Source organism: Micromonospora sp. NPDC005707, assembly GCF_040631005.1.
Lineage (GTDB): Bacteria > Actinomycetota > Actinomycetes > Mycobacteriales > Micromonosporaceae > Micromonospora.
This window is the reverse complement of sequence record NZ_JBEXYR010000006.1, coordinates 436,456-458,380: the sequence shown is the minus strand read 5'-3', so window position 1 is coordinate 458,380 and position 21,925 is coordinate 436,456. Positions and strand designations below refer to the sequence as shown.

Annotated in this window: 20 protein-coding genes; 11 read left to right on the top strand and 9 right to left on the bottom strand. The window is 73.6% G+C overall.

Annotated features, from left to right (window positions below):
* The first annotated feature begins 17 nt into the window (after nucleotides 1-17).
* The 5 genes from ABZ452_RS14960 (at nucleotide 18) to ABZ452_RS14940 (ending at nucleotide 6,668) form a co-directional block, all read left to right on the top strand.
* Nucleotides 18-851: a metallophosphoesterase gene (locus ABZ452_RS14960; RefSeq protein ID WP_357942752.1), complete on the top strand. Its 834-nt coding sequence runs from the start codon at nucleotides 18-20 to the stop codon at nucleotides 849-851.
* Nucleotides 848-1,513, top strand: a complete 666-nt coding sequence (locus ABZ452_RS14955) for a 4'-phosphopantetheinyl transferase superfamily protein (RefSeq protein ID WP_357942750.1) — start codon at nucleotides 848-850, stop codon at nucleotides 1,511-1,513. Before ABZ452_RS14960 ends, ABZ452_RS14955 begins: the two co-directional genes overlap by 4 nt.
* Before the next feature lie 125 nt (nucleotides 1,514-1,638).
* On the top strand, nucleotides 1,639-3,900 hold the full coding sequence (locus ABZ452_RS14950) for a catalase (RefSeq protein ID WP_357942748.1): 2,262 nt from the start codon (nucleotides 1,639-1,641) through the stop codon (nucleotides 3,898-3,900).
* 116 nt (nucleotides 3,901-4,016) lie between these two features.
* Nucleotides 4,017-5,117 carry an L-dopachrome tautomerase-related protein gene (locus ABZ452_RS14945; RefSeq protein ID WP_357942746.1) on the top strand — a complete coding sequence of 367 codons (1,101 nt, stop codon included), beginning with the start codon at nucleotides 4,017-4,019 and terminating at the stop codon, nucleotides 5,115-5,117.
* A 171-nt stretch (nucleotides 5,118-5,288) separates the two neighbouring features.
* Nucleotides 5,289-6,668 (top strand): glycosyl hydrolase family 18 protein, encoded by a 1,380-nt coding sequence (locus ABZ452_RS14940; RefSeq protein ID WP_357942744.1) that lies wholly within the window; start codon nucleotides 5,289-5,291, stop codon nucleotides 6,666-6,668.
* A gap of 52 nt (nucleotides 6,669-6,720) precedes the next feature.
* On the opposite strand, the gene ABZ452_RS14935 is transcribed toward ABZ452_RS14940, so the two are convergent.
* The gene (locus ABZ452_RS14935; protein ID WP_357942742.1) at nucleotides 6,721-7,698 is read right to left on the bottom strand and encodes a DUF2804 domain-containing protein; all 978 of its coding nucleotides are present in this window, start codon (nucleotides 7,696-7,698) and stop codon (nucleotides 6,721-6,723) included.
* Between the two features lie 132 nt (nucleotides 7,699-7,830).
* Here ABZ452_RS14935 and ABZ452_RS14930 point away from each other — a divergent pair, with 132 nt between their 5' ends.
* Nucleotides 7,831-8,400: a snapalysin family zinc-dependent metalloprotease gene (locus ABZ452_RS14930; protein WP_357942740.1), complete on the top strand. Its 570-nt coding sequence runs from the start codon at nucleotides 7,831-7,833 to the stop codon at nucleotides 8,398-8,400.
* 64 nt (nucleotides 8,401-8,464) lie between these two features.
* On the opposite strand, the gene ABZ452_RS14925 is transcribed toward ABZ452_RS14930, so the two are convergent.
* The 5 genes from ABZ452_RS14925 to ABZ452_RS14905 all read right to left on the bottom strand — a co-directional run bounded on the left by ABZ452_RS14925 (nucleotide 8,465) and on the right by ABZ452_RS14905 (nucleotide 14,217).
* Complete coding sequence (locus ABZ452_RS14925) at nucleotides 8,465-9,040, bottom strand: hypothetical protein (RefSeq protein ID WP_357942738.1); 576 nt, start codon at nucleotides 9,038-9,040, stop codon at nucleotides 8,465-8,467.
* Nucleotides 9,041-9,086: 46 nt separating this feature from the next.
* Nucleotides 9,087-9,842, bottom strand: coding sequence for a peptidylprolyl isomerase (locus ABZ452_RS14920; protein ID WP_357942736.1), 756 nt, complete (start codon nucleotides 9,840-9,842; stop codon nucleotides 9,087-9,089).
* Between the two features lie 110 nt (nucleotides 9,843-9,952).
* On the bottom strand, nucleotides 9,953-11,509 hold the full coding sequence (locus ABZ452_RS14915; protein WP_357942734.1) for a SpoIIE family protein phosphatase: 1,557 nt from the start codon (nucleotides 11,507-11,509) through the stop codon (nucleotides 9,953-9,955).
* A 76-nt stretch (nucleotides 11,510-11,585) separates the two neighbouring features.
* Nucleotides 11,586-13,130 (bottom strand): low temperature requirement protein A, encoded by a 1,545-nt coding sequence (locus ABZ452_RS14910; protein WP_357942732.1) that lies wholly within the window; start codon nucleotides 13,128-13,130, stop codon nucleotides 11,586-11,588.
* Between the two features lie 70 nt (nucleotides 13,131-13,200).
* Nucleotides 13,201-14,217, bottom strand: coding sequence for a DMT family transporter (locus ABZ452_RS14905; RefSeq protein ID WP_357942730.1), 1,017 nt, complete (start codon nucleotides 14,215-14,217; stop codon nucleotides 13,201-13,203).
* A 73-nt stretch (nucleotides 14,218-14,290) separates the two neighbouring features.
* Between ABZ452_RS14905 and ABZ452_RS14900 the strand changes: the two genes are divergently transcribed.
* The 4 genes from ABZ452_RS14900 (at nucleotide 14,291) to ABZ452_RS14885 (ending at nucleotide 17,310) form a co-directional block, all read left to right on the top strand.
* Complete coding sequence (locus ABZ452_RS14900) at nucleotides 14,291-15,223, top strand: LysR family transcriptional regulator (protein ID WP_357942728.1); 933 nt, start codon at nucleotides 14,291-14,293, stop codon at nucleotides 15,221-15,223.
* A gap of 88 nt (nucleotides 15,224-15,311) precedes the next feature.
* On the top strand, nucleotides 15,312-15,809 hold the full coding sequence (locus ABZ452_RS14895; RefSeq protein WP_357942726.1) for a YetF domain-containing protein: 498 nt from the start codon (nucleotides 15,312-15,314) through the stop codon (nucleotides 15,807-15,809).
* A 93-nt stretch (nucleotides 15,810-15,902) separates the two neighbouring features.
* Complete coding sequence (locus tag ABZ452_RS14890) at nucleotides 15,903-16,061, top strand: hypothetical protein (RefSeq protein WP_357942724.1); 159 nt, start codon at nucleotides 15,903-15,905, stop codon at nucleotides 16,059-16,061.
* 256 nt (nucleotides 16,062-16,317) lie between these two features.
* On the top strand, nucleotides 16,318-17,310 hold the full coding sequence (locus tag ABZ452_RS14885; protein WP_357942722.1) for a GGDEF domain-containing protein: 993 nt from the start codon (nucleotides 16,318-16,320) through the stop codon (nucleotides 17,308-17,310).
* 37 nt (nucleotides 17,311-17,347) lie between these two features.
* Here ABZ452_RS14885 and ABZ452_RS14880 read toward each other — a convergent pair whose 3' ends face one another.
* Entirely contained in the window at nucleotides 17,348-17,776 is a 429-nt protein-coding gene (locus ABZ452_RS14880; RefSeq protein ID WP_357942844.1) for a VOC family protein, read from the bottom strand.
* Nucleotides 17,777-17,928: 152 nt separating this feature from the next.
* Between ABZ452_RS14880 and ABZ452_RS14875 the strand changes: the two genes are divergently transcribed.
* A complete protein-coding gene (locus tag ABZ452_RS14875; RefSeq protein ID WP_357942842.1) occupies nucleotides 17,929-18,756 on the top strand; it encodes a DUF72 domain-containing protein in 828 nt (275 codons plus the stop codon).
* A gap of 49 nt (nucleotides 18,757-18,805) precedes the next feature.
* On the opposite strand, the gene ABZ452_RS14870 is transcribed toward ABZ452_RS14875, so the two are convergent.
* Both ABZ452_RS14870 and ABZ452_RS14865 read right to left on the bottom strand, forming a co-directional pair.
* Nucleotides 18,806-20,230: an ATP-binding protein gene (locus ABZ452_RS14870; RefSeq protein WP_357942720.1), complete on the bottom strand. Its 1,425-nt coding sequence runs from the start codon at nucleotides 20,228-20,230 to the stop codon at nucleotides 18,806-18,808.
* Nucleotides 20,227-21,885 (bottom strand): FAD-dependent oxidoreductase, encoded by a 1,659-nt coding sequence (locus ABZ452_RS14865; RefSeq protein WP_357942718.1) that lies wholly within the window; start codon nucleotides 21,883-21,885, stop codon nucleotides 20,227-20,229. Before ABZ452_RS14865 ends, ABZ452_RS14870 begins: the two co-directional genes overlap by 4 nt.
* Between the last annotated feature and the right edge of the window lie 40 nt (nucleotides 21,886-21,925).

The window sequence follows — 21,925 nt, the reverse complement described above, 5'->3', positions numbered from 1 at the left end:
CTGGCAAGATCGGCGGGGTGACGGGTGCGCTGTTCGCGGTCAGTGACCTCCACGTGTCGTACGCCGAGAACCGCACCGTCGTGGACGGCCTGCGGCCGGAGTCGGCGGACGACTGGCTGCTCGTGGCCGGCGACGTGGGCGAGGTGTTCGCGGACGTCGAGCGGACGTTGCGGCAGCTCCGCGACCGGTTCGCCCGGGTCGTCTGGGTGCCCGGCAACCACGAGCTGTGGACCCATCCGGCCGACCCGGTGACCCTGCGCGGCCGGGCCCGCTACGACGCGCTGGTGGGGATGTGCCGCGACCTGGGCGTGCTCACCCCCGAGGACGACTATCCGGTGTGGCACGGCGAGGGTGGGCCGGTCACCGTGGCGCCGCTGTTCCTGCTCTACGACTACTCGTTCCGGGCCCCCGGCACCAACTCGAAGGAGGAGTCGCTGCGCGCGGCGTACGCAGCGGGGGTGGTGTGCACCGACGAGATGCTGCTGCACCCCGACCCGCACCCGGACCGGGAGTCCTGGTGCTGGGAGCGCATCGCCGAGACCGAGCGGCGGCTGGCCGCCGTCGACCCGGCGCTGCCGACCGTGCTGGTGAACCACTGGCCGCTGGTCCGCCAGCCCACCGACGTGCTCTGGTACCCGGAGTTCGCCCAGTGGTGCGGCACCGACCGCACCGCAGACTGGCACCTGCGGCACCGCGCCGCCGTGGCGGTCTACGGGCACCTGCACATCCCCCGCACCACCCACTACGACGGGGTGCGCTTCGAGGAGGTGTCGCTGGGCTACCCGCGCGAGTGGGGCCGGCGGGGTGGCGAGCCCCGGCCGATGCGGCGCATCCTCGGCGGCGCCGCGTGATCGAGGCCCTGCTCCCGCCACCGGCGGTCGCCGTCGAGGCGTTCGCCGACATCCCCGGCGAGGCCACCTGGCCCGGTGAGGAGGACCTCCTCGCCCGGGCCGTGGAGGCCCGCCGCCGCGAGTTCGTCACGGCCCGCCGCTGCGCCCGGGAGGCCCTGGCCCGCCTCGGGTACGCCCCGGCGCCGATCCGCCCCGGCCCCGGGCGGGAGCCGCGGTGGCCGGCGGGCGTGGTCGGCAGCATCACCCACTGCGACGGCTACCGGGCCGCGGCGGTCGCCCCGGACACCGCGCTGGCCGGGCTCGGCATCGACGCCGAACCCCACGAGCCGCTGCCCGACGGCGTGACCCAGGTGGTCACCACGGCCGGCGAGCCGGCCACGCTGGCCCGGCTGCGCGCCGCCCACCCGGCCGTGCACTGGGACCGGCTGCTGTTCAGCGCCAAGGAATCCGTCTACAAGGCGTGGTACCCGCTGACCGGGCGCTGGCTCGGTTTCGAGGACGCCGAACTGTCCGTCGACCCGGCCGCGGGGCGCTTCACGGCCCGGGTGCTGGTCGACGGCACCCGCGCCGACGGCGGCCCGCCGCTGGCCGCGCTGCACGGCCGCTGGCTGGTCGCCGGCGGGCTCGTGGTCACGGCCGTGGCCGTGCCTCGGCAGCCCTGACCCGGTGGCGCCGCCGGCCGGGCGTGACGACTCCCACCCGCCCGGGTGATCCGGGTTTGCCCGGTCCGGCCAAGGGTAGGGCCGTGAGGGCCCGGTCATTTTCCCCCCACGGAGGACAGGCCCCGATGGATTCCAGCAAGCCCGCCAAGGTCGTCAAGGATGTCGTGGAGGCCGCCACGGAGAAGGTCACCGACGTGCTGACCCCGGACGTGCCCGGCGCGCCGGGCAGCGCCCCACCGTCCGTCGAGGAGCCGACGACGCCGCACGGTCCGTTGCCGCCGAAGGAGGAACAGGGCGCCCCGGACACGCGCACCCCGACCGGCGCGGAGACCGGCGTCCCGAAGATCGCGAAGGGGCAGCAGGGCGCCTACCTCACCACCGCCAACGGGGCCCGGCTCCGCGACACGGACCACTCGCTCAAGGCCGGCCCGCGCGGCCCGGTGCTGCTCCAGGACCACCACCTGCGCGAGAAGATCACCCACTTCGACCACGAGCGCATCCCGGAGCGGGTGGTGCACGCGCGCGGCGCCGGTGCGCACGGCGTCTTCGTCGCCTACGGCACCGCCGAGGAGGTCACCCGGGCGGGCTTCCTGAAGAAGGGCACGGAGACCCCGGTCTTCGTCCGCTTCTCCACGGTGCTCGGCTCGCGCGGGTCGGCGGACACGGTCCGCGACACCCGCGGCTTCGCGACCAAGTTCTACACCGACGAGGGCACCTTCGACCTGGTCGCCAACAACATGCCGGTGTTCTTCATCCAGGACGCGATCAAGTTCCCGGACATCATCCACGCCGGCAAGCCGCACCCGGACCGGGAGATCCCGCAGGCGCAGAGCGCGCACGACACCTTCTGGGACTTCGTCTCCCTGCACACCGAGGCGCAGCACCACACCATGTGGAACATGTCCGACCGGGGCATCCCCCGCTCCTACCGGACCATGGAGGGCTTCGGCGTCCACACGTTCCGGCTGGTCAACGAGGCCGGGGCCACGGTGCTGGTCAAGTTCCACTGGAAGCCGAAGCTGGGCGTGCACTCCCTGACCTGGGAGGAGGCGCAGCTGATCGGCGGCATCGACCCGGACTTCCACCGCCGCGACCTCTACGACGCCATCGAGGCGGGCGCGTACCCGGAGTGGGAGCTGGGCATCCAGGTCTTCCCGGACACCCCGGAGGAGACCTTCGCCGGGATCGACCTGCTCGACCCCACGAAGATCGTGCCGGAGGAACTGGCGCCGGTGCAGCCGGTCGGCCGGCTCACCCTCAACCGGACGCCGCGGAACTTCTTCGCCGAGACCGAGCAGGTCGCCTTCCACCTCGGGCACCTGCCGCCGGGCATCGACGTCACCAACGACCCGCTGTTGCAGGGCCGGCTCTTCTCGTACCTCGACACGCAGCTCACCCGCCTCGGCGGGCCGAACTTCACCCAGATCCCGATCAACCGGCCGCACGCCGAGGTCAACGACATGCTCCGGGACGGCTTCCACCAGCACGCGGTGCACGCGGGCGTGGCGCCCTACCGGCCGAACTCGCTCGACGCCGGCAACCCCTTCCCGGCCGGCGACCGCGAGAACGCGTTCGTCGACACGCCGGTCACGGTCGCGGAGGCCCCGAAGGTACGGGCGGCCCCGGCCTCGTTCGACGACCACTACAGCCAGGTACGGCTGTTCTGGCTGAGCATGTCGCCGGTGGAGAAGGAACACATCATCCGGGCGTACACCTTCGAGCTGGGCAAGTGCTACCACCAGGCGATCAAGGAGCGCCAGCTCCAGTGCCTGGCCAACATCGACCCGGTGCTGTGCGAGCAGGTCGCCACCGGCCTGGGCCTGCCGGTGCCGAAGCCGACCGTGCCGCTGGCCGAGGTGCAGCCGAGCCCGGCCCTGTCGCAGGTCGGCCGGGAGTGGCCGGCGGACGGCCGGATGGTGGGCATCGTGGTGGACGCGGACAGCGACCTCGACGGGGTGAGCCAGGTTCGGCGGGCGGTGTTCGCCGCCGGCATGGTGCCGCTGCTGGTCGCCGCGCACGGCGGCACGGTCGGCGACCTGCCGGTGCAGCGCACCTTCGCCACCGGCCGGTCCGTGGAGTTCGACGCGGTCCTGCTGGCCGGGGCACCGGCGCCCGCGCCGGACGCGCTGCCCGCCCGGGACGCCAAGGCGGGCGCGGCCGGCTCCACCACCGTCGACCCGCGGGTGCTGCTGCTGGTCGAGGAGGCCTGGCGGCACGCCAAGGCGATCGGCGCCTGGGGTGCCGGGGCCGAGGTGCTGCGCCAGGCCGAGGTGGCCGGCACGCCCGGTGTGGTCACCGGCGACTCCGGCGCCGAGGTCTTCGACACGGTGCAGCAGCTGATGGCGGCGCACCGGGTCTGGGAGCGGTTCCCCGCCTCAGTCTCCTGAGCGGATGCCGAAGGGGCGGCCCCCGGTCGGGGGCCGCCCCTTCGGCGGTGTGAGCCGCCGACGTTTGCGCCGCGCGCCGACGGGAAGGCCGGGGGCCTCACAGTCAGGAGCGGCGGATGAACGGACCCATGGGCGGCGAGCCGGTCGGCGATCTCGAACTCGTGCACACCTTCACCGGGCCGATGCCGACCGGGGTCAGCGTGTCGCACACCGGCCGGGTCTTCGTGAACTTCCCCCACTGGGGGGACGAGGTGCCGGCGACCGTCGTCGAGCTGCGCGACGGCCGGGAGGTGCCCTTCCCGGACGAGGCCTGGAACAGCCCGTCCGGGGACGACGACGCGCACGCCTTCGTCTCGGTGCAGAGCATCGTGGTGGACCCGGCGGACCGGCTCTGGGTGGTCGACACCGGCAGCCCGATGTTCCAGCCGACGAAGCCGGGCGGCCCGAAGCTGATCCGGGTCGACCTGGACACCGACACCGTCGGGCAGGTCATCACCTTCCCGACCGACGTGGCGCTGCCCACCACGTACCTCAACGACGTGCGCTTCGACCTGCGCCGCGGCGACGCCGGCCTCGCCTACCTCACCGACTCCTCCGACTCCGGGCCGAACGGCATCGTCGTGGTGGACCTGGCCACCGGCGCATCGTGGCGGCGGCTGCACGACCACCCGTCCACGAAGGCGGAGCCGCTGGACTCGTTCCGGCCGGTCGTGGAGGGACGGCCGTTCCTGGAGCGCCCGGCCGACGGGCCGCCGAAGCCGGTCGAAATGGGCTCGGACGGCATCGCCATCTCCGCCGACGGCTCCCGGCTGCACTACTGCCCGCTCGCCTCGCGCCGCTGGTACAGCGTGGCAACCGACGCCCTGGCCGACCGGACGCTACGCGAGGAGCAGGTGGCGGCCACGGTCGTGGACGAGGGCGACAAGGGCGGCGGCTCCGACGGCCTGGAGACCGACGACTCCGGTGCGTTCTACCTGACCTCCTACGAGCACAACGCCGTGCTGCGCCGCCGGCCGGACGGCGAGTTCGAGACCGTGGTGCACGACCCCCGGCTGCTCTGGCCCGACACGATGTCGGTGGCCGCCGACGGCTACCTCTACGTCACCGCCAACCAGCTGCACCGGCAGGCGAAGTACCAGTGCGGCGCCGACCTGCGGCGCAAGCCTTACGCCCTGTTCCGCGTCCGCATCGACGCCGGACCGGTCCGCCTGCGCTGACCACCCCGCCCGGATTCATCGAAGGACATCGTTGACGGCTTAGTTAATACTCTTTAATATTTGGTCCACCTCGAGGAACCGTCCCCCGTCCGACCCGTACCGCCCGGCCGCGCCGGCCCCGACCAGCGCCGGCCGGGCGCTGCGGCGCCCCCTGCACCGGGAAGGCCCTCGATGTCCGCACCGCGCCCCCGCCGCCGCTCCCCCGTGGCCGCCGGCCTGCTCGCGCTCGCCACCGCCACCGCGACGCTCGCGCTGGCCCCGACCGCCGCCGAGGCCGTCGTCCTGCCGAACAACTTCAAGAGCGTCGGCTACATGCCGTCCTGGAGCGGCAGCGTCAACAGCATCCAGTACGGCAAGCTCACCCACATCAACTACGCGTTCGTGCTGCCCAACAACGACGGCAGCCTGCGCCCCGTGGAGAACCCGAGCAAGCTCTCCTCGCTGGTGTCGCTCGGGCACGCCAGCAACGTCAAGGTGTCGATCGCGATCGGCGGCTGGAACGACGGCAACGACTCCGCGTTCGAGGCGCTCGCCGCGAACTCCGGCGCCCGCGGCGCGTTCGTCACCAACGTGGTCAACTTCGTCAACCAGTACAACCTCGACGGCGTCGACATCGACTGGGAGTATCCCGACCCGGGCGCCTCGGCCACCAACTACACGGCGCTCATGCAGCAGCTCGGCAGCGCCCTGCACAGCCGCGGCAAGCTGCTCACCGCCGCCGTGGTCTCCGAGGGCTACTACGTCGACGGCGTGCCCCCGGCGGTCTTCGGGTCCGTCGACTGGCTGAACATCATGGCGTACGACGGCGGCAGCCCGCACGCCAACTACGACTGGTCGGTCAACAGCGTCAACCTGTGGAAGTCGCGCGGCCTGCCCGCCGCCAAGGCGGTGCTCGGCGTGCCCTTCTACAGCCGGCCCGGCTACTACACCTATTCGGCCCTGGTCGGCATGGACCCGGCCAACGCCAACCGCGACTGCACCACGGTGAGCGGCGCGCAGCAGTGCTACAACGGGGTGCCGACCGTGAAGCGCAAGACCCAGTGGGCGCTGGCCAACGCCGGCGGGATGATGAACTGGGAGCTGTCCCAGGACACCACGGGCTCCACGTCGCTGGTCAGCGCGATCTACGACACCGTCATGGGCGGCGGCACCCCGCCGCCGAGCGGGCGAACCGGCCCGATCACCGGCATCGGCGGCAAGTGCGTCGACGTCGCCGCGGCCGGCACCGCCAACGGCACGGCGATCCAGCTCTACACCTGCAACGGCACGGGCGCGCAGAGCTGGACGGTGGCGGGCGACGGCACCCTGCGGGCGCTGGGCAAGTGCGCCGACGTGGCCAGCGGCTCCACGGCCAACGGGGCGAAGGTGCAGCTCTGGGACTGCAACGGCAGCGGCGCCCAGGTCTGGCAGGCGCAGTCCAACGGCACCCTGCGCAACCCGCAGTCGAACAAGTGCCTGGACGCCACCGACAACAGCTCCGCCAACGGCACCCGGCTGCAGATCTGGGACTGCTTCGGCGGGGCCAACCAGGTCTGGCGGCTGCCGGTCTGAGCACCGGCCGTGATCCCCGCCGCGCCGGCCCGGGCGCGGCGGGGATCCGCCGTCACCAGCGGTTGCGGGCCTCCTCCGCCCAGCCGACCAGGCCGTCGAGGTCCACCCGCTCGCCGTCGTCCGTGGCGGCCCACCCGGAGAAGTGCCCGAAGCACTGGTGGGTCTCCCCGGCCAGCACGCCGAGGTTGGTGCGCGCCACGCGCTCGTGGAACGGGTGGAACGTCACGTCCACCCGGTCGCCGGTGACGCGCCACGGCCGCAGCCAGTCGGCGCGGTCGTAGCTCCAGGTCAGGTCCGCGCCGATCTTGTGCAGCCGCCCGTCGAGGAAGACCGCGTTCTCGGTCGCGCCCGTCCCGTCGGTCCACTTGCCACCGAGTTGGATGGCCCGGCCCGGTCCGCTGCCGGCGGCCCAGTTCCAGCTCACCGCGTACCGCCACTTGCCGCGCCCGTGGTCGAGCGCCGCGAACGACTCCGCGCCGACCGGGTACGCCGTGCCGTCCACCCGGAGCGTCCCGCGCACCGGCCGGCCGATGTCCTTGTGGGTGTACTGGAACCGGCGGGTGCTCCACGGCACCACCACGCCCAGCGACTCGTGCCCCGGCGGCAGGGGCGCCACCAGGTCCACCTCCACGCCGGGCGCGGTGGCCCGGATGGTGCTGCCGTCGGGTCGCTGGTCGACCTGGACGACCAGACCGCCGCCGCGGGCCAGCACCGCGCCGGCGCCGCTGACCGGCGGGAGCACCGCGCCGCGGGCCAGCGGGACGACGGCCTCGGTGGACCGCTCGATCCCGGTGCGGCGGTCGAGCAGGTAGAGGCTGTGCACGCCGGCGTAGTCCAGCGACGACGCGACAAGGCCGAGGATGTGCGTCGGTGTGACGACGCCCCAGTGCTCCCAGCGCTTGGCCCGCCCCCAGCCGCGCAGGTTCGCCCGGTGCAGCGGCCGGCGGCTCCAGCCGACCGCCGCCGGGTTCAACCGCCCGTCCGGCCGGCACAGGTCGACCGGCTCGGTGATCTCCCGCTCGTGCGTCATCGACGCAGGCTACCGGCTCCGGCGGGCGGGCGCTCCGAGGAAGTGATTTCTGTCGATGCTTGATATCGACACAGGGCGATATATAGGCTGTGCCGGTCCCCGCTCGACCCCGTCCCACAAGGAGAGTGAGCGATGCGTCTGCCCAAGGTCACCCGATTCCTCGCCACCGTCGCCACCGCGGCGCTGGCGACGCTGGGCGCCGTCACCGTCGACGCGGCGCCGGCCTCCGCGGCCGTCCGCAACGTCTGCTACAACACCAGCCAGGCCGGGCCGTTCGCCAGCTACGCCGTCCAGGCCGCCTCGATCTGGAACAACCGCACGAACAACATCAACATGGCGCAGTGCGGCTCGAACCTGATGATCTACTACACCTACGGCGGCGGCTCGTACGCCCAGCGCACGAGCCTCGGCAACGGCCGCGTCGTGATCGACTACTACCAGGCGCAGCAGTACTCGCCGCTGCGCATCATGACCCACGAGATCGGGCACATCCTCGGCCTGCCCGACAACTACAACGGCAACTGCGCCATCCTGATGTCCGGCGGCAGCGCCGGCACCAGCTGCACCAACCCGTACCCGAGCACCACCGAGGCCGCCCGGGTCGACCAGCTGTTCGGCTTCGCCGCCGCGCGCAGCGCGACGACGCCGCAGGTCTTCACCGGCAGCTGGCCGGCCCCCGTCACGGCGGGCGCCCAGCGCTGACCGGTGGAAACGAGGACGCCCGGCCGGGGTGGCGGCGACGCCGACCCGGCCGGGCGGTCCCGGCTCAGGACAGGAACCGGTCCAGCGCCGCCTCGATGGTGCCGCTGTCCGGCGCGGCGTACGACTTCATGGTGACCTTGTTGTACGAGATGAAACTCGGGCACCGGTTCGCCGGCGCGCTCACCGCGCCGCCGTCGCCGATCTTCTCGCCGGTCTTCGCCGCGTAGAACGTCAGCTCGTAGCGCGAGGAGATGTAGGAGACCGTGACGACCTTCCCGTCGCTCTTGTAGTCGCACTTCTTGGGCGTGCCCTCGCTGCCGTCGACGACCTTCAGGCAGCCGACCACCGCGACCGACGCGAAGTCGGCGCTCTTGCTGTAGTACGGCTTGGTGGAGCTGACCGACTTGTAGGACCAGTACGAGGGCCGGTCGGGCGAGTTCGCGAACGTGTAGGCCTTGGCCCGGGAGCCGGGGGTGTACGGCGCGGCGTTGAGGATCGCGCTGCCGTCGCAGACCGAGGACATGTCGCTGAAGTAGCGCGCCGTCACGGCGTTGTCGTCCGGCTGCTCCGGCGACTCCGACGGCCCGGCCGCGGACGGGGTCGCGTTCGGGCCCGCCGGGTCGACGCGGGTCGACGCCACCGGGTACCCGGCGGGGCGGTGGGCTCCACCCCGCCGGGTGCGGGGGTCAGCGGCCCCGGGTGGCCTTGCAGATCTCCACGGGCAGCGCCGGCGCGCCGTCGACCGGCGCCGGGTCCTCGGGCGTGGCGGCGATCCCGCCGGCCGCGATCCGGTCCAGAGTGGCCAGTCCGGCCGCGTCGATCGTGCCGAAGACGGTGTAGTTGGGGCGCAGCGCCGAGTCGGACTGGACCAGGAAGAACTGGCTGCCGTTGGTGTCCGGGCCGGCGTTGGCCATGGCCAGGGTGCCCCGGGCGTAGAGGCGGCGGACCCCGGTCGGGTCGGTCGGCGCGGGCGGCAGGTCCGTGGGCAGCTCGTCGGCGTACCGGTAGCCCGGCCCGCCCTCGCCCGTGCCGGACGGGTCACCGCACTGGAGCACCTTGAGCGTCGGGTACGCGGTGAGCCGGTGGCAGTGCGTCCGGTCGTAGAACCGGTGCCGGGCCAGGTGCAGGAAGCTCTGCACGGTGCACGGCGCCTGCTCGCGGTCGAGGGTCAGCCCGATCGGCCCCTGGTTGGTCCGCAGGGTGACCCGGACCGTGCCCCGGTCGGGCGTGCGGCGGGGGTCCGGCGGCAGCGGCACCGGCCGGGCGGCCGGCTCGTCCGGCGTCGGCGTGTACGCGCACGGGCCCTTCGTGGGCCCGGGCTGGGCGGGCGCCGCAGAGGCGGCGACGCCACCGGTGGCGACCAGCGCGGCGGAGATCACCGCCACCCCGGCGAGACGGGCCAGCACTGGCGGTGCGGCGTGCGGTCGGGTTTCGCTCGACACGTGGGTCCTCCCTGGACTCGTGGTACCAGAAAGACCGGAGTCTATGGAGGTGGTGGCCGGATGTCGATGACGGTCGACGCCGCGCCGCGCGGTGCGACCTCCGTCGACGGTCAGGGCAGCACGCGGACGGCCAGGGTGCAGGTGTCGTCGTCCGGGCTGGGCCGGTGCAGGGCGTCGCGCAGCCGGGCCAGGGGTCGTGCCCCCGGCCGGCCGGAGAGCGCCGCCAGGGCGGCACGGACCTCCGCCAACCGGTCCTCGGGGTTCCCCACGCGGCGTTCCGTCAGCCCGTCGGTGTAGAGCAGCAGCACGTCGTCGCCGCGCAGCTCGGTGGTGACCACCGGGTAGCGGGTGGCGAGGTCGGCGCCCAGCAGCATCCCGGCGGGCCGGCCGAGGTCGCCGGTCGCGCCCGCCCGGGACAGCAACGGCAGCGGATGCCCGGCCCGCGCCCACGTCAGGTGCCGGGTCGCCGGGTCGAAGACCGCGAGCACCGCGGTGGCGGTGATCGCCAGCTGGCCGCAGAGCCGGTTCATGTGCCCGAGCAGCACCGCCGGGTCGCGGATCCCGATCGACAGCCAGGCGACAAGCGCGAAGCGCAGGTGGGCCATGCCGCTGGCCGCCTCCAGCCCGTGCCCGGCCACGTCGCCGACCGCCAGCAGGACCGACCCGTCCGGCAGCGTCTCGGCGTGGTACCAGTCGCCACCGACCCGCAGCGCCCGCTCCGCGGGCAGGTAGCCGACCAGCACCTCCAGGCCGGCCAGGGTGACCGGCTCGCGGGGCACCGGTTGGATGAGGTTCTGGAGCTGGCCGGCGAGGCGGTGCTCGGCCAGCGCGGTCGTCTCCCGGGTCCGCAGCTGGTCGCGGAGCTGCTCGATGGCGCTCCGTGAGTCCTCCCGAGCGGTCACGTCCTGGACCACCGCGTAGACCTTCACCGGCGCGCCGCCCTCGTCGCGGGCCACGTCCGACAGGATCCGCAGGTGCTTGACCGTCCCGCCCGCGTGGAACCGCACCGTGACGTCCGAGGCCGCGCCGCTGTCCAGCGTCTGCCAGGCGGCCTCGCGCAGGCCCTGGTCGGCGGGAAGAAGCGCGGCGCCCTGGTCGGCCCGGGACATCGGCCCCAGCGCCGGATCCCGCTCGAAGATGCGGTACATCCCCGGTGACCACTCGCTGCGGCCGGTGACCAGGTCGTACTCCGCCCAGCCGAGGCTGCCCAGCAGCTCGGTGCGGGCCAGCCGGAGCCGGTGCTCGTCCAGGCGCTGCCACCACACCAGCAGGCCGCCCAGCACCCGGTGCACGCTCACGTCGAAGACGGAGTCGGTGACGACGCCCGCGCCGCGGCCGGCGTACCGGAAGTCGGGCAGGTGGGCGGGCTCCCCGGTGGCCAACACCTCGTGGTACGCCCGCCACAGCGGACCGGCGACCATGCCGGGATAGAGGGTGCTGAGCGGTTGGCCGACCCGCCCGGCGCCCCGGCCGTGGACGTCGCGCCCCTGGACGCTGACGGCGGCCACCAGGAAGTCGACCACCGCGCCGTCCGGCGCCCGCACCGGCAACAGCCAGGTGCAGCCCACCGGGATCGTCGCCAGCACCTGCCGGACCGCCGCCACCACCGGGTCGGCGGTCGACGGGGGCATCGGCTCGGCGGGCGCGCGCACCGCCTCGTCTGCCATGCCGGCAGCCTAGTCAGCTCCGGCACTCGCGGCGGATCTTGAAACCGGTCGATCCCGGGAGCCGGCCGCCGGTGCGTCAGTGGGCCGGGGACGGCTGCTCCGGCGGTCGTCCGGCCGCGTGGCGGGCGTCGGCGACGGCGACGCCCAGCAGGACCAGCAGGGCCACGACCGCGGCGGCCAGCGGCGCGGCGAGGTACAGGGGCACCGCGGCGACCGCCAGGGCGGCGATGGCCACGACCCGCCGGATCGAGAGCCGGTCGAACACCACCCGCTCCAGCCGGATGCGCCCGTACAGGAAGAAGGCCGGGCCACCGAGGATCACGGCCAGCCAGACCGCCTCGGGCCGCCCGACGGGATGCTCCATGACGACTTCGAAGCCGACGGCCGTGGCCACGATCCCGATCACCATGACGATGTGCGCGACACCGGTGGCACGGCCGGCGGTCAGCCGGTCCCCGGACGCGGCCACCGCCTCGGCGAGAACCTGGCCTGAGCGGTAGAAGTAGATGCGCCACATGAGCACCGTCGAGACGTACGCGACCGCCAGCGTGGCCCCGGTGTCCGGGCCGATCGACCGGTCGGTGAAGGTGACGCCGACGGCGAGGACGGTCTCGCCGAGGGCGATCAACAGCAGCTGCTGGTAGCGCTCCGGCAGGTGGTGGCCGCTGTCCATGGCCCAGGCGCTGATCGGCGGGCGGGCCATTCCCGGCACCGGCCACCGGAGCTGCGCGGCGACGATGTCCACGGTCACCGCGATCCCCCACAGCGTGGCCCGGGCGCCGCCGCTGGCGAGCGCGCCGGCGACCCAGAGCACCGCCGTGCCGCCGCACCAGAGCAGCGAGCGCAGGTAGAGCCGGCCGAGCGGATGGCCCCGCAGGCTCGGCAGGAGCACGAGCGGCCGGCCGCAGAGCAGGAGCACGTACGGCAGCACGAAGGCCCAGCCGCGGCCGATGAAGGCGGCCGGCAGGGACGCCGCCATGACCAGCAGGCCGAAGGCGCTGGCCAGCACCAGCCACTGGATCTTGCGGCGCCGGGGGTCGAACCAGCTGGTGATGTGCGCTGTGGTGATCCACAACCAGATCAGCGGCATCGCCAGCACCAGCAGGTAGGTCAGCGACCGCCAGCGGACGACCGCATCCTCGGCGGTGATGTCGCGGACCACGCGTCGCACCACGCCCGACAGGGCGAACACCAGCACCAGGTCGACGAAGAGTTCCAGGAAGTTGGCCTGCCGCACGTCCTCGCGCCGTTCCAGCAGGTCCTGGCCGCCCCCTGCCCGAATTCCCATGCGGCTCATCGTCGCCCGGACCGGGCCCGTCCACCGGCCGGATCGACGCCCGCCACCCCGCAGGGACGCCGACGGGTGGGTTCCGCGGGAGCGTCCGGGGCGCGCCGTCCGGGCCCGCCCGCCCGCGGCGCCGGACGTTCGCCCGGCCGCCGCCCCGGTGACCGCGGCGAAGCCGGTGCCGTGGTCGGTGGCCAGGAAGAACGCCACCGGTCCGGAGGTCAGGGGCAGCGCCACGAGCCAGCCGCCCAGCTGGTGACCCCAGCGACGCCCCGCCAGGGTGGCGCCCCCGATCAGCAGTGGGGTGACCACCACCTTGACCGCCACGTTCTGCACCACGTCTCCCTGCCCTTGCCTGGCCGTTGCGCCGAACCCGCGTGAGCCGGGGCCGGTGAGCGCCGTCGGTCTACGGCGCCACCGCAGTCGGTTCGGCACGGCCGCCGCCGACCGGCTCCGGCACCTGACGGCTCGTCGAATGAAATCGGTCAGGCGCCTCAAGGGGTTGAGCCGCGGTGCGTGATCGGGTGCGTCGGAGTTGGAGGACGGCGACGGAGGACAGCACCAGGGCGCCGCCGGCGAGCTGCACCGGGGTCAGGGTTTCGCCGAGGATGAGGGCGGCCAGGGCGGCGGTGACCACGGGCTCGAAGGTGGACAGGATGGCGGCGGTCGACGGGCCGGTCCGCTTCAGCCCGGCGAAGAAGGCCAGCATCGCCACCACGGTGGAAACCACGGCGATGCAGGCGAGCCAGAACCATCCCGACGCCCCGAAGTCGAGGTCGACGCCGCCGGTGAGCAGGGCGCGGGCGCCGAGGGTGCCGGCGGCGCCGGTCATCACCAGGGCGGACAACACCACCGGCGCCAGCCGGTGCACGACGGTGTCGGCGACCAGGATGTAGAGCGTGTAGGTGATCGCGGAGGCGAAGGCCAGCAGCGCCCCGAGCGGGTGGAAGCTCACGCCCCCGGCGCCGAGCAGGACCAGCAGCGTGCCGCCCGAGGCGGCCACCAGCGCGGCGCCCCGCCGCGGGGTGAGCCGGTCGCGGCCCAGCAGCACCGCCGCCACGGTGACCAGGACCGGGTAGGTGTAGAGGATCAGGGCCAGCAGCGAGGCGTCCATCAGCTCCAGCGCCGAGAAGAACAGGCTCGCCTGCGTGGCGTAGCCGATGGCGCCCAGCCCGACGGCGGTGGCCAGCACGCGGCGGCGCGTCATGGCCGGCCGGCTGGCCGCTCCGCCGCGGTGCTGGCCCGATTCCGCGCGGCGAAGGCCCGGCCGCAGGAGCAGGACCGTCCCCAGCAGTGCGGCGGCCAGGGTGAAGCGCACCAGCAGCAGCGTGCCGGGTGAGACGCCGGCGTCGTAGGCGAGCTTGCCGAAGATCGCCATGGCGCCGAACCCCGCGGCGGACAGGAGGCACAGTGCTGGACCCATGGCTCAACGATCAGCGACCGCACCCGTCAGGTCCAGCGATGATTCCCGGAGCCAACTCGTTAGGATTCCCACCGTGTTGGATCTTCGACGGCTGCGGTTCCTGCGGGAGTTCGAGGAGCGCGGCACCCTCGCCGCGGTCGCCGCGGCGCTGGACTACAGCCCCTCCACGGTTTCCCAGCAGCTCGCCATCCTGGAGAAGGAGGTCGGCGCCCAGCTGTTCGACAAGGCCGGCCGGGGCGTACGACTCACCGACGCCGGACACCTGCTGGCCCAGCACGCGCGCGTGCTGCTGTCCGCGGCCGAAGCAGCGGAAGCCGACCTGGCCGCGCTGACCGGTGACATCCGGGGCACCGTACGCGCCGGCGGCCTGCAATCCGCGGCCCGCCGCCTGCTGGTCCCGGCCCTGGCCCGCCTGCGAGCCGATCACCCCCAGGTCCGCGTAAAGATCTTCGAGCTCGAACTCGAACAGTCCCTGCCCGGTCTGCGCCTGGGCGCGGTCGACCTGGTCATCGGCGACGAGTACGACGGCCATCCCCGACCGCGCCCGGCCGGGCTGCGTTTCACGGTCCTGCTGGAGGAGCCGCTGAAGATCGTGTTGCCGGCGGCGCATCCGCTGGCCCGGGCGGGAGGCCCCGTCCCGGTCGTTGAGCTGCGGTCCGAGGTCTGGGCCACCTCCGCCGAGGGCACCGGTCACCACGCCATGGTCGTTGGGACCTGCCGGTCCCTGGGCGGCTACGAACCGGACGTACGGCACCGCGCCAACGATGCCGACATCCAACTCGAACTCGTCCGCGCCGGGGCCGCGGTCGCCCTGATGCCGGCCCTGACCCTGCCCGCCAGCGACCCCGCCGTCGCGATCCGCGACGTCGCCGAAGGCGCGATCAGGCGCCGCCTGGTCGCCGTTACCCGGGACACCCCACCCGCTCCCGCGCTGACCGCACTCCTGACCGCCGTGGCGGACCAGGCGAACGCGGTCGGCCGCAGCGGATCCGAGCCGAACGCCTAGACCTCCCCGGGACCCGGGTGCTTCCCGCAGCACGTGCGGCGGTGACCCGGGGCGGTGTAGCGGCGGACCGGCCGGGTAGGCGCACCGGGTGAGCGACTGGCAGAGACTGCTGGTGCCCGACACGCCGCTGTGGGAGATCGCGGTGCGCGGCAGCGTGATCTATCTGGCGCTGTTCTTCCTCCTGCGGGTGCTCCTGAAGCGCGAAAGCGGCAGCACCGGCATGACCGACCTGCTGGTCATCGTGCTGATCGCCGACGCCGCGCAGAACGCCATGGCGGCCAACTACACCTCGATCACGGACGGCGTCGTGCTGGTCGCGGTGATCATCGGTTGGGCGTACCTGCTCGACCTGCTGGCGTACCGTTTTCCCGCCGTGGCCCGGATCATCCAGCCGGGGTCCCTCGTGCTGGTACGCGACGGCCGCATGCTGCACCGCAACATGCGCCGCGAGCTGGTCACCGAGGACGAGTTGTACGCCCAGCTCCGGCAGCAGGGCGTCGAGGACCTCACCGACGTGAAGGAGGTCCGGATGGAGAGCCAGGGCCAGTTCAGCGTCATCACACGCGACGGCGGCGGGCGCCGGTGAGGGGCGCCGCCCGTTTGTTCCCGGCCGGGTCGGGAAGCCGACGTCGGAGTGGCGCGCGGAGCCACCCGCGCCAGCCCACGGAGGGAGCTCGACATGGGTGACCGCGATCGGTTGCACGAGTTGCGGCAGCAGGCCCACAACGCGGGCATCGAGGGGAACTCCAAGATGACCGAGCAGCAGTTGCGCGACGCGCTGCGGCGTACCGGCAAGGGAGAACGCCCGCAGATGGCGAAGGAACACGCCAAGCGGTGACCGGCCGGGCGTCGGCGCCACCGGCGCCGGCGCCCGCCGTCAGCCCAGGGTGACCTCGGCACTCCCGTACGTGATATGAACGGCTGGTTAACGACTCGTCTCTTGACTGCCGTTGATGCAGGTCATTGAATTTCGACGTGGTGAGCTGCCTCATCCGAGTGGCGTCCACACCGGCGGTCGGCGCGATCGCGCCGGCCGAACGACGTCGTGCCCGCACGGGCACGGGCGCCCGGTCGAGGACACGGTGGACGGCGGGATGAGAGAGCGCCGCCGCCGCACCCTGCTCAGCGCGGCCCTCCACGCCGTCTCCCACTCGGTCGCCGTCGTCTACTGCCTCCTGACGCTCGGCGCGCCGAACCGGGAGCTGATGCTCACGGCGTACGGCTGCGGCCTGGCCGCCGGTGCCGTCGGCACGTGGGCGGCCACCCGGGTGACCACCAAGGCGTCCAGCTACCGGGTCTCGTTCACCCTCCTGATGATCACGCTGGTGATGGCGGCGCTCGGCGCGTACTGGGACGGCGGCGTGACGTCGCCGGCCGCGCTGGGCTTCGTCACCACGTCCGTGTTCGTCGCCGGGTACACCCCGCACCTGCGGCTCATGGTGGGGCTGGAGGTGCTCACCGTCGGGTCGTACCTCGTCGTCGCCGTCGCCGGGCCGCCGGCCCCCGCCGGTCACGTGTTCGTCTACCTGGCCGGCATGCTGGTCCTGGCCTCGGTCTGCTCCACGCAGACCCGGGCCCTCGCCCGGCAGCGGTCCCAGCTGCGCGCGCTGGCATCGCTGGACCCGCTCACCGGCGCGCTGAACCGGCGCGGCCTGGCCGAGCTGGCCACGTTCCTGTTCCACGCCGGCTGCCGCCCCGGCCCGTCGCTGCTCTGCCTCGACCTGGACGACTTCAAGCTGGTGAACGACCGCCTCGGGCACGCCGCCGGCGACGACCTGCTCCGCCGGGTGGTCGCGGCGACCAAGGACGTGCTGCGGGCGGAGGACGCCCTCGCCCGGATCGGCGGCGACGAGTTCGTGGTGGTGCTCTCCGACGCCGACCGGGAATCGGCGCGGGCCACGGCGGCCCGGATCGAGGCGGCCCTGCGCGGGCTGGCCGGCGTGAGCGTCGGCTCGGCCACCGCCCCCTACGACGGCGACACCCTCGACCGGCTGCTGCACGTCGCCGACCAGCGGCTCTACCTGGTGAAACAGCAGCGCCGCCGGGCGAGGGGGCGGCTGCTCGCGGACGGCACCGGCCGCGGTTGAACGGACCGGAAACGGCGGCCCCGGCGGGCTTCCCGGCTCAGCCCACGAAGACGCAGAAGGGGTGGCCGGCCGGGTCGGCGTAGACCCGCAGCGGCTCGTCGGGGTCGTCGATCAGGTCCCGCAGCAGGCGACCGCCGAGCCGCAGGACGCGTTCGTGCTGCGCGGTGAGCTCCTCGACCGACGACACGGTCAGGTCGAGATGCAACTGCTGCGGCACCTCCCCCGCCGGCCAGGTCGCCGCGGGCAGCCGGTCGACCCGCTGGAAGGCCAGCTGCGGGGCGCCCTGCGGAGTCCTCAGCACGAGCCAGTCCGGGCCCCGCCCGTCCGCGTCACCCGCTTCCGGCGGCTCGTCGCCCGGCCGGTAGACCAGCCCCAGCAACGACCGGTAGAACTCCGCCAGCGCCCGCGTGTCGGTGCAGTCCAGCACCACCTGACACAACCTCGGCACACCTTCCCCGTCGCGCACGTCGCTCACCTCCGCGATCCCTCCTGCCCGGCGGCGGCCCGGTCGAATCCGCCGGGCACGCACGACCCGGATACCGTTGCCGCGGCGCGGCTGGCCGCGCCGGGCCGTCGAGCGGTGGGAGGGGTCGGATGCGCCTGCACGTGGGCTGCGCCATGTGGACGCACAAGGCCTGGCCGGGGCGCTACCTGGCGCACCCGCTGCCGGCCCACGAGCGGCTGCGCGCCTACGCCGAGTGGTGCACCGCGGTCGAGGGGAACACCACCTTCTACGCCACCCCGTCCCGGGAGACGGTGGCGTCCTGGGCCCAGCAGACCGGTCCCGACTTCCGCTTCGTGCCCAAGCTGCCGAAGGTGGTCACGCACGAGCGCCGGCTCACCGGCGCCGACGCGGAGCTGCGGGCCTTCCTCGACGCCGTCGAACCCCTCGGCCAGCGGGCGCACGCCCTCTGGGTGCAGCTGCCAGGCTCGTTCGGCCCCGGCGACGTGCCCACGCTGGCCCGCTTCCTGCGCGGCCTGCCCACCACCCACCGGTACGCCGTCGAGGTCCGCCACCCCGCGTTCTTCACCGACCCCGGCGCCGTACGCGCTCTGGAGGACGCGCTCGCCCGGGTCGGCGCGGAGTGGATCCCCTTCGACACCACCGCGTTCTTCCGTACCCCGCCGACCAGCGACGCGGAGCGGGAGGCGTGGCTGAAGAAGCCGCGCCTCCCGCTGCGGACCCGCGCGCTGACCGACCGGCCGATCGTCCGCTACCTCGGCCGGGACGATCCGGCGCGGACGGTCGAGGGCTGGCAGCCGTGGCTCGACGTGGTGACCGGCTGGCTGCGCGAGGGCCGTTCGCCGACCGTGTTCGTGCACACCCCGGACAACGCCGACGCGCCCGGGCTCGCCCGCCGCTTCCACGACCAGGTCCGGGCGCGCCTGCCCGAGGTCGCGCCGCTGCCCGAGCCGGCGCCGGTGGCCCCGACGACGCTGTTCTGAGGCGAGCCGCCGCCCTGCCGACGCCGGTTCGCGCGGCGACCGCGCCCGGTCAGGCCGGCGTCAGCGGCAGCAGCACCACGAACCGGGTGTCGCCCGGCTCGGAGCGTACCCGGATGTCCCCGTGGTGCTTGTTGACGACGATCCGGTAGGAGATGTCCAGCCCGAGGCCGGTGCCCTCGCCGACGGGCTTCGTGGTGAAGAACGGCTCGAAGATGCGCGGCCGGATCTCCGGCGGGACGCCCCCGCCGGTGTCGCCGACCTCCACGATGAGCCGGTCCTCCTTGCGGCCGGTCCGGATGGTCAGCGTGCCCGTGCCGGCCATGGCGCCGAGCGCGTTGTCGATGAGGTTGGTCCAGACCTGGTTCAGCTCGGCGGCGTACGCGGGAACGGCGGGCAGGGCCCGGTCGTACTCCTTCACCACCCGCACCCCGGGTGGGATCTTGGCGTGGAGCATGACCAGGGTGGCGTCGAGCAGATCGTGCACGTCGACCGTCTGGTAGGGCGCCCGGTCCAGCTGGGAGTACTGCTTCGCGGCGCCGACCAGCCCGGAGACCCGGGTGACCGCGTCGTCGATCTCGCCCATGAGCAGTTCGGTGTCGATGGTGTACGTGATCCAGTGGATGGCCGACTCCAGGTCGTCGGCCCCGACCGCGGCGTCCACCTGGCTCAACCAGCCGCTGTCGATGCCCCCGGCGACCAGCGTCGGGGCCAGCTCCCAGGCGCCCCGGACGCCGTGCTCGTCGAGCCAGTCGGCCAGCTCGTCCTCGGCGTCGCTGGCGGCCAACGGGGTGAGCGCGGGTGCGGCGGCGGCCCGCTTCACCGCCTCCTCCTGCAACGCCACAAGGTCGTGCAGGCGCCGGCCGTCGAGCCGGCCATCGGCGATCATGGCGAGCTTGTGCCGCATCTTCGCGACCCGGCCGCGCAGCGCCGAGGTGGCCCGCACCGCGGCCGCCGCCGGGTTGTTGAGCTCGTGGGTGAGCCCCGCCGAGAGGGCCCCCAGGGCCAGCAGCCGCTCCCGCTCACCGACGATGGTCTGCGTGTTGCGCATCCCGATGAACAGCCCCTCCAGCAGGTGGGTGGCCATCGGGAACCAGCTGCGCATCGCGTCGGCGATGATCTGGGCGGGGAGCGCGAAGACGTCGCAGTCGGTCACCGCGAAGAGGCTGTTCTGGTAGCGCTGCTCGGCCAGGTCGCCCACGTACGCCTGCATGGCGCCGCCGTAGACGCCGGGCTGGCTGGTCCGGCTGATCTCGATCTCGTCACCCTGGACCCGGCGGTGCAGGGTCACGGTGCCGTCGAGCAGCACGTAGAAGCAGCTGGCCGGCTCGCCCTCGACGTAGACGGCCTCGCCGGCACGCCGCTGCTCGACCCGGCCGTGCTCGGCCAGGTGGGCGAGCTGCTCCGGGGTGAGCGACTCGAAGAGGAAGAGACGCCGCAGCTCGTCGGGGGTGAGCCGGTCGGATTCGCTGGTCATTGCGCCTCCAGGTAGCGGTGCACGAGTGAGACCGCCATGGCGCCCTCGCCCACGGCCGAGGCCACCCGCTTCACCGACTCGGCCCGCACGTCACCGGCGGCGAAGACGCCGGGCATGCTGGACTCCAGGTGGTACGGGTCCCGGGGCAGGCCCCAGCCGGCGGGCCGGCGGCCCCCTCGGGTCAGGTCCGGCCCGGTGAGGACGAAGCCCCGGCTGTCCCGGGCGACCGCGCCGTCGAGCCAGTCGGTGTGCGGTTCCGCGCCGATGAACACGAACAGCCACGACGTGTCGGCCCGCCGGGTCTCGCCCGTGCGGGTGTCGCGCAGGGTCACCTCTTCGAGGTGCTCCTGGCCGGCGCCGCCGACCACCTCGGTGTGCGGGTGCACCTCGATGGTGTCGATCCGGGCGATCTGCTCGATCAGGTAGCTGGACATCGAGCGGGTCAGGTCGTCGCCGCGGATCAGCAGGTGCACCCGGCGGGCGTACCGGGAGAAGTGCACGGCGGCCTGGCCGGCCGAGTTCGCCCCGCCGACGATGTAGACGTCCTCCCCCGAGCAGCTCGGCGCCTCGCTGGCCACCGAGCCGTAGAAGCAGCCCCGGCCGGTCAGCTCGGCCAGCCCCGGCGCGGGCAGCATCCGGTAGGAGACGCCGGTGGCGAGCACCACCGTGTGCGCGGCGACGCTGCTGCCGTCGGGGAACCGCAGCACCCGCGCCCCGCCGGCGTCCTCCAGGGACACCACCTCGCGGGCGCTGAGCAGTTCCGCGCCGAAGCGCAGCGCCTGCCGGCGGGCCCGGTCGGTCAGCTGCGCGCCGGAGACGCCGTCGGGGAAGCCGAGGTAGTTCTCGATCCGGCTGCTCTGCCCGGCCTGGCCGCCGGTGGCCCGCCGCTCGATCAGCACCGTCCGCAGCCCCTCCGAGGCGCCGTAGACGGCGGCGCCGAGCCCGGCCGGACCGGCGCCGACCACCACCAGGTCGTAGAACTCCGCGGCCGGCGTCGTGGCCAGCCCGACCTGCGCGGCCAGGTCGGCCGTCGTCGGCTGCACCAGCGACTTGCCATCGGCCGTCACGACCAGGGGTACGTCGTTCGCGGTCACCCCGGCCGCCGCGAGGAGTTCGGCGCCCTCCCGTTCGTCGGCGAGCACCCAGCGGAACGGCACCAGGTTGCGGGCCAGGAAGTCACGGGCCTTGAACGACGGCGCCGACCAGCGGTGCCCGACCACGCGCAGCTCGGCGGTGGCCGTGGCCGCACCGGCCGTCCACGACTCCAGCAGCTGGTCCAGCACCGGGTAGAGCTTCTCCTCCGGCGGGTGCCACGGCTTGAGCAGGTAGTGGTCGAGGTCGACCACGTTGATGGCGTTGATCGCGGCGTCGGTGTCGGCGTACGCGGTGAGCAGCACCCGGCGCGCCGTGGGGAAGAGATCCATGGCGGCCTCGAGGAACTCGATGCCGTTCATCTGCGGCATCCGGTAGTCGGCGATCAGCACCGCCACCTGCTCGCCGCGGAGCTTCAGCTCGCGCAGCGCCTCCAGCGCCGCCTCCGCGGAGTCGGCCCGCACCACCCGGTAGCGGTCGCCGTAGCGGCGCCGGAGGTCGCGGGCGACCGCCCGGGAGACGGCCGGGTCGTCGTCGACGGTGAGGATCGCGGGGTTGGGCATGGCGTCTACTAAAGCACCATCGCCGCCCGACCCCCACCAC

Coding starts and splice junctions, on each gene's coding strand:
- ABZ452_RS14950 (WP_357942748.1), top strand. CDS start 1,639: ATGGATTCCAGCAAGCCCGCCAAGGTCGTCAAGGATGTCGTGGAGGCC.
- ABZ452_RS14865 (WP_357942718.1), bottom strand. CDS start 21,885: ATGCCCAACCCCGCGATCCTCACCGTCGACGACGACCCGGCCGTCTCC.
- ABZ452_RS14875 (WP_357942842.1), top strand. CDS start 17,929: ATGTGGACGCACAAGGCCTGGCCGGGGCGCTACCTGGCGCACCCGCTG.
- ABZ452_RS14905 (WP_357942730.1), bottom strand. CDS start 14,217: ATGGGTCCAGCACTGTGCCTCCTGTCCGCCGCGGGGTTCGGCGCCATG.
- ABZ452_RS14870 (WP_357942720.1), bottom strand. CDS start 20,230: ATGACCAGCGAATCCGACCGGCTCACCCCCGACGAGCTGCGGCGTCTC.
- ABZ452_RS14940 (WP_357942744.1), top strand. CDS start 5,289: ATGTCCGCACCGCGCCCCCGCCGCCGCTCCCCCGTGGCCGCCGGCCTG.
- ABZ452_RS14930 (WP_357942740.1), top strand. CDS start 7,831: ATGCGTCTGCCCAAGGTCACCCGATTCCTCGCCACCGTCGCCACCGCG.
- ABZ452_RS14885 (WP_357942722.1), top strand. CDS start 16,318: ATGAGAGAGCGCCGCCGCCGCACCCTGCTCAGCGCGGCCCTCCACGCC.
- ABZ452_RS14945 (WP_357942746.1), top strand. CDS start 4,017: ATGAACGGACCCATGGGCGGCGAGCCGGTCGGCGATCTCGAACTCGTG.
- ABZ452_RS14890 (WP_357942724.1), top strand. CDS start 15,903: ATGGGTGACCGCGATCGGTTGCACGAGTTGCGGCAGCAGGCCCACAAC.
- ABZ452_RS14915 (WP_357942734.1), bottom strand. CDS start 11,509: ATGGCAGACGAGGCGGTGCGCGCGCCCGCCGAGCCGATGCCCCCGTCG.
- ABZ452_RS14935 (WP_357942742.1), bottom strand. CDS start 7,698: ATGACGCACGAGCGGGAGATCACCGAGCCGGTCGACCTGTGCCGGCCG.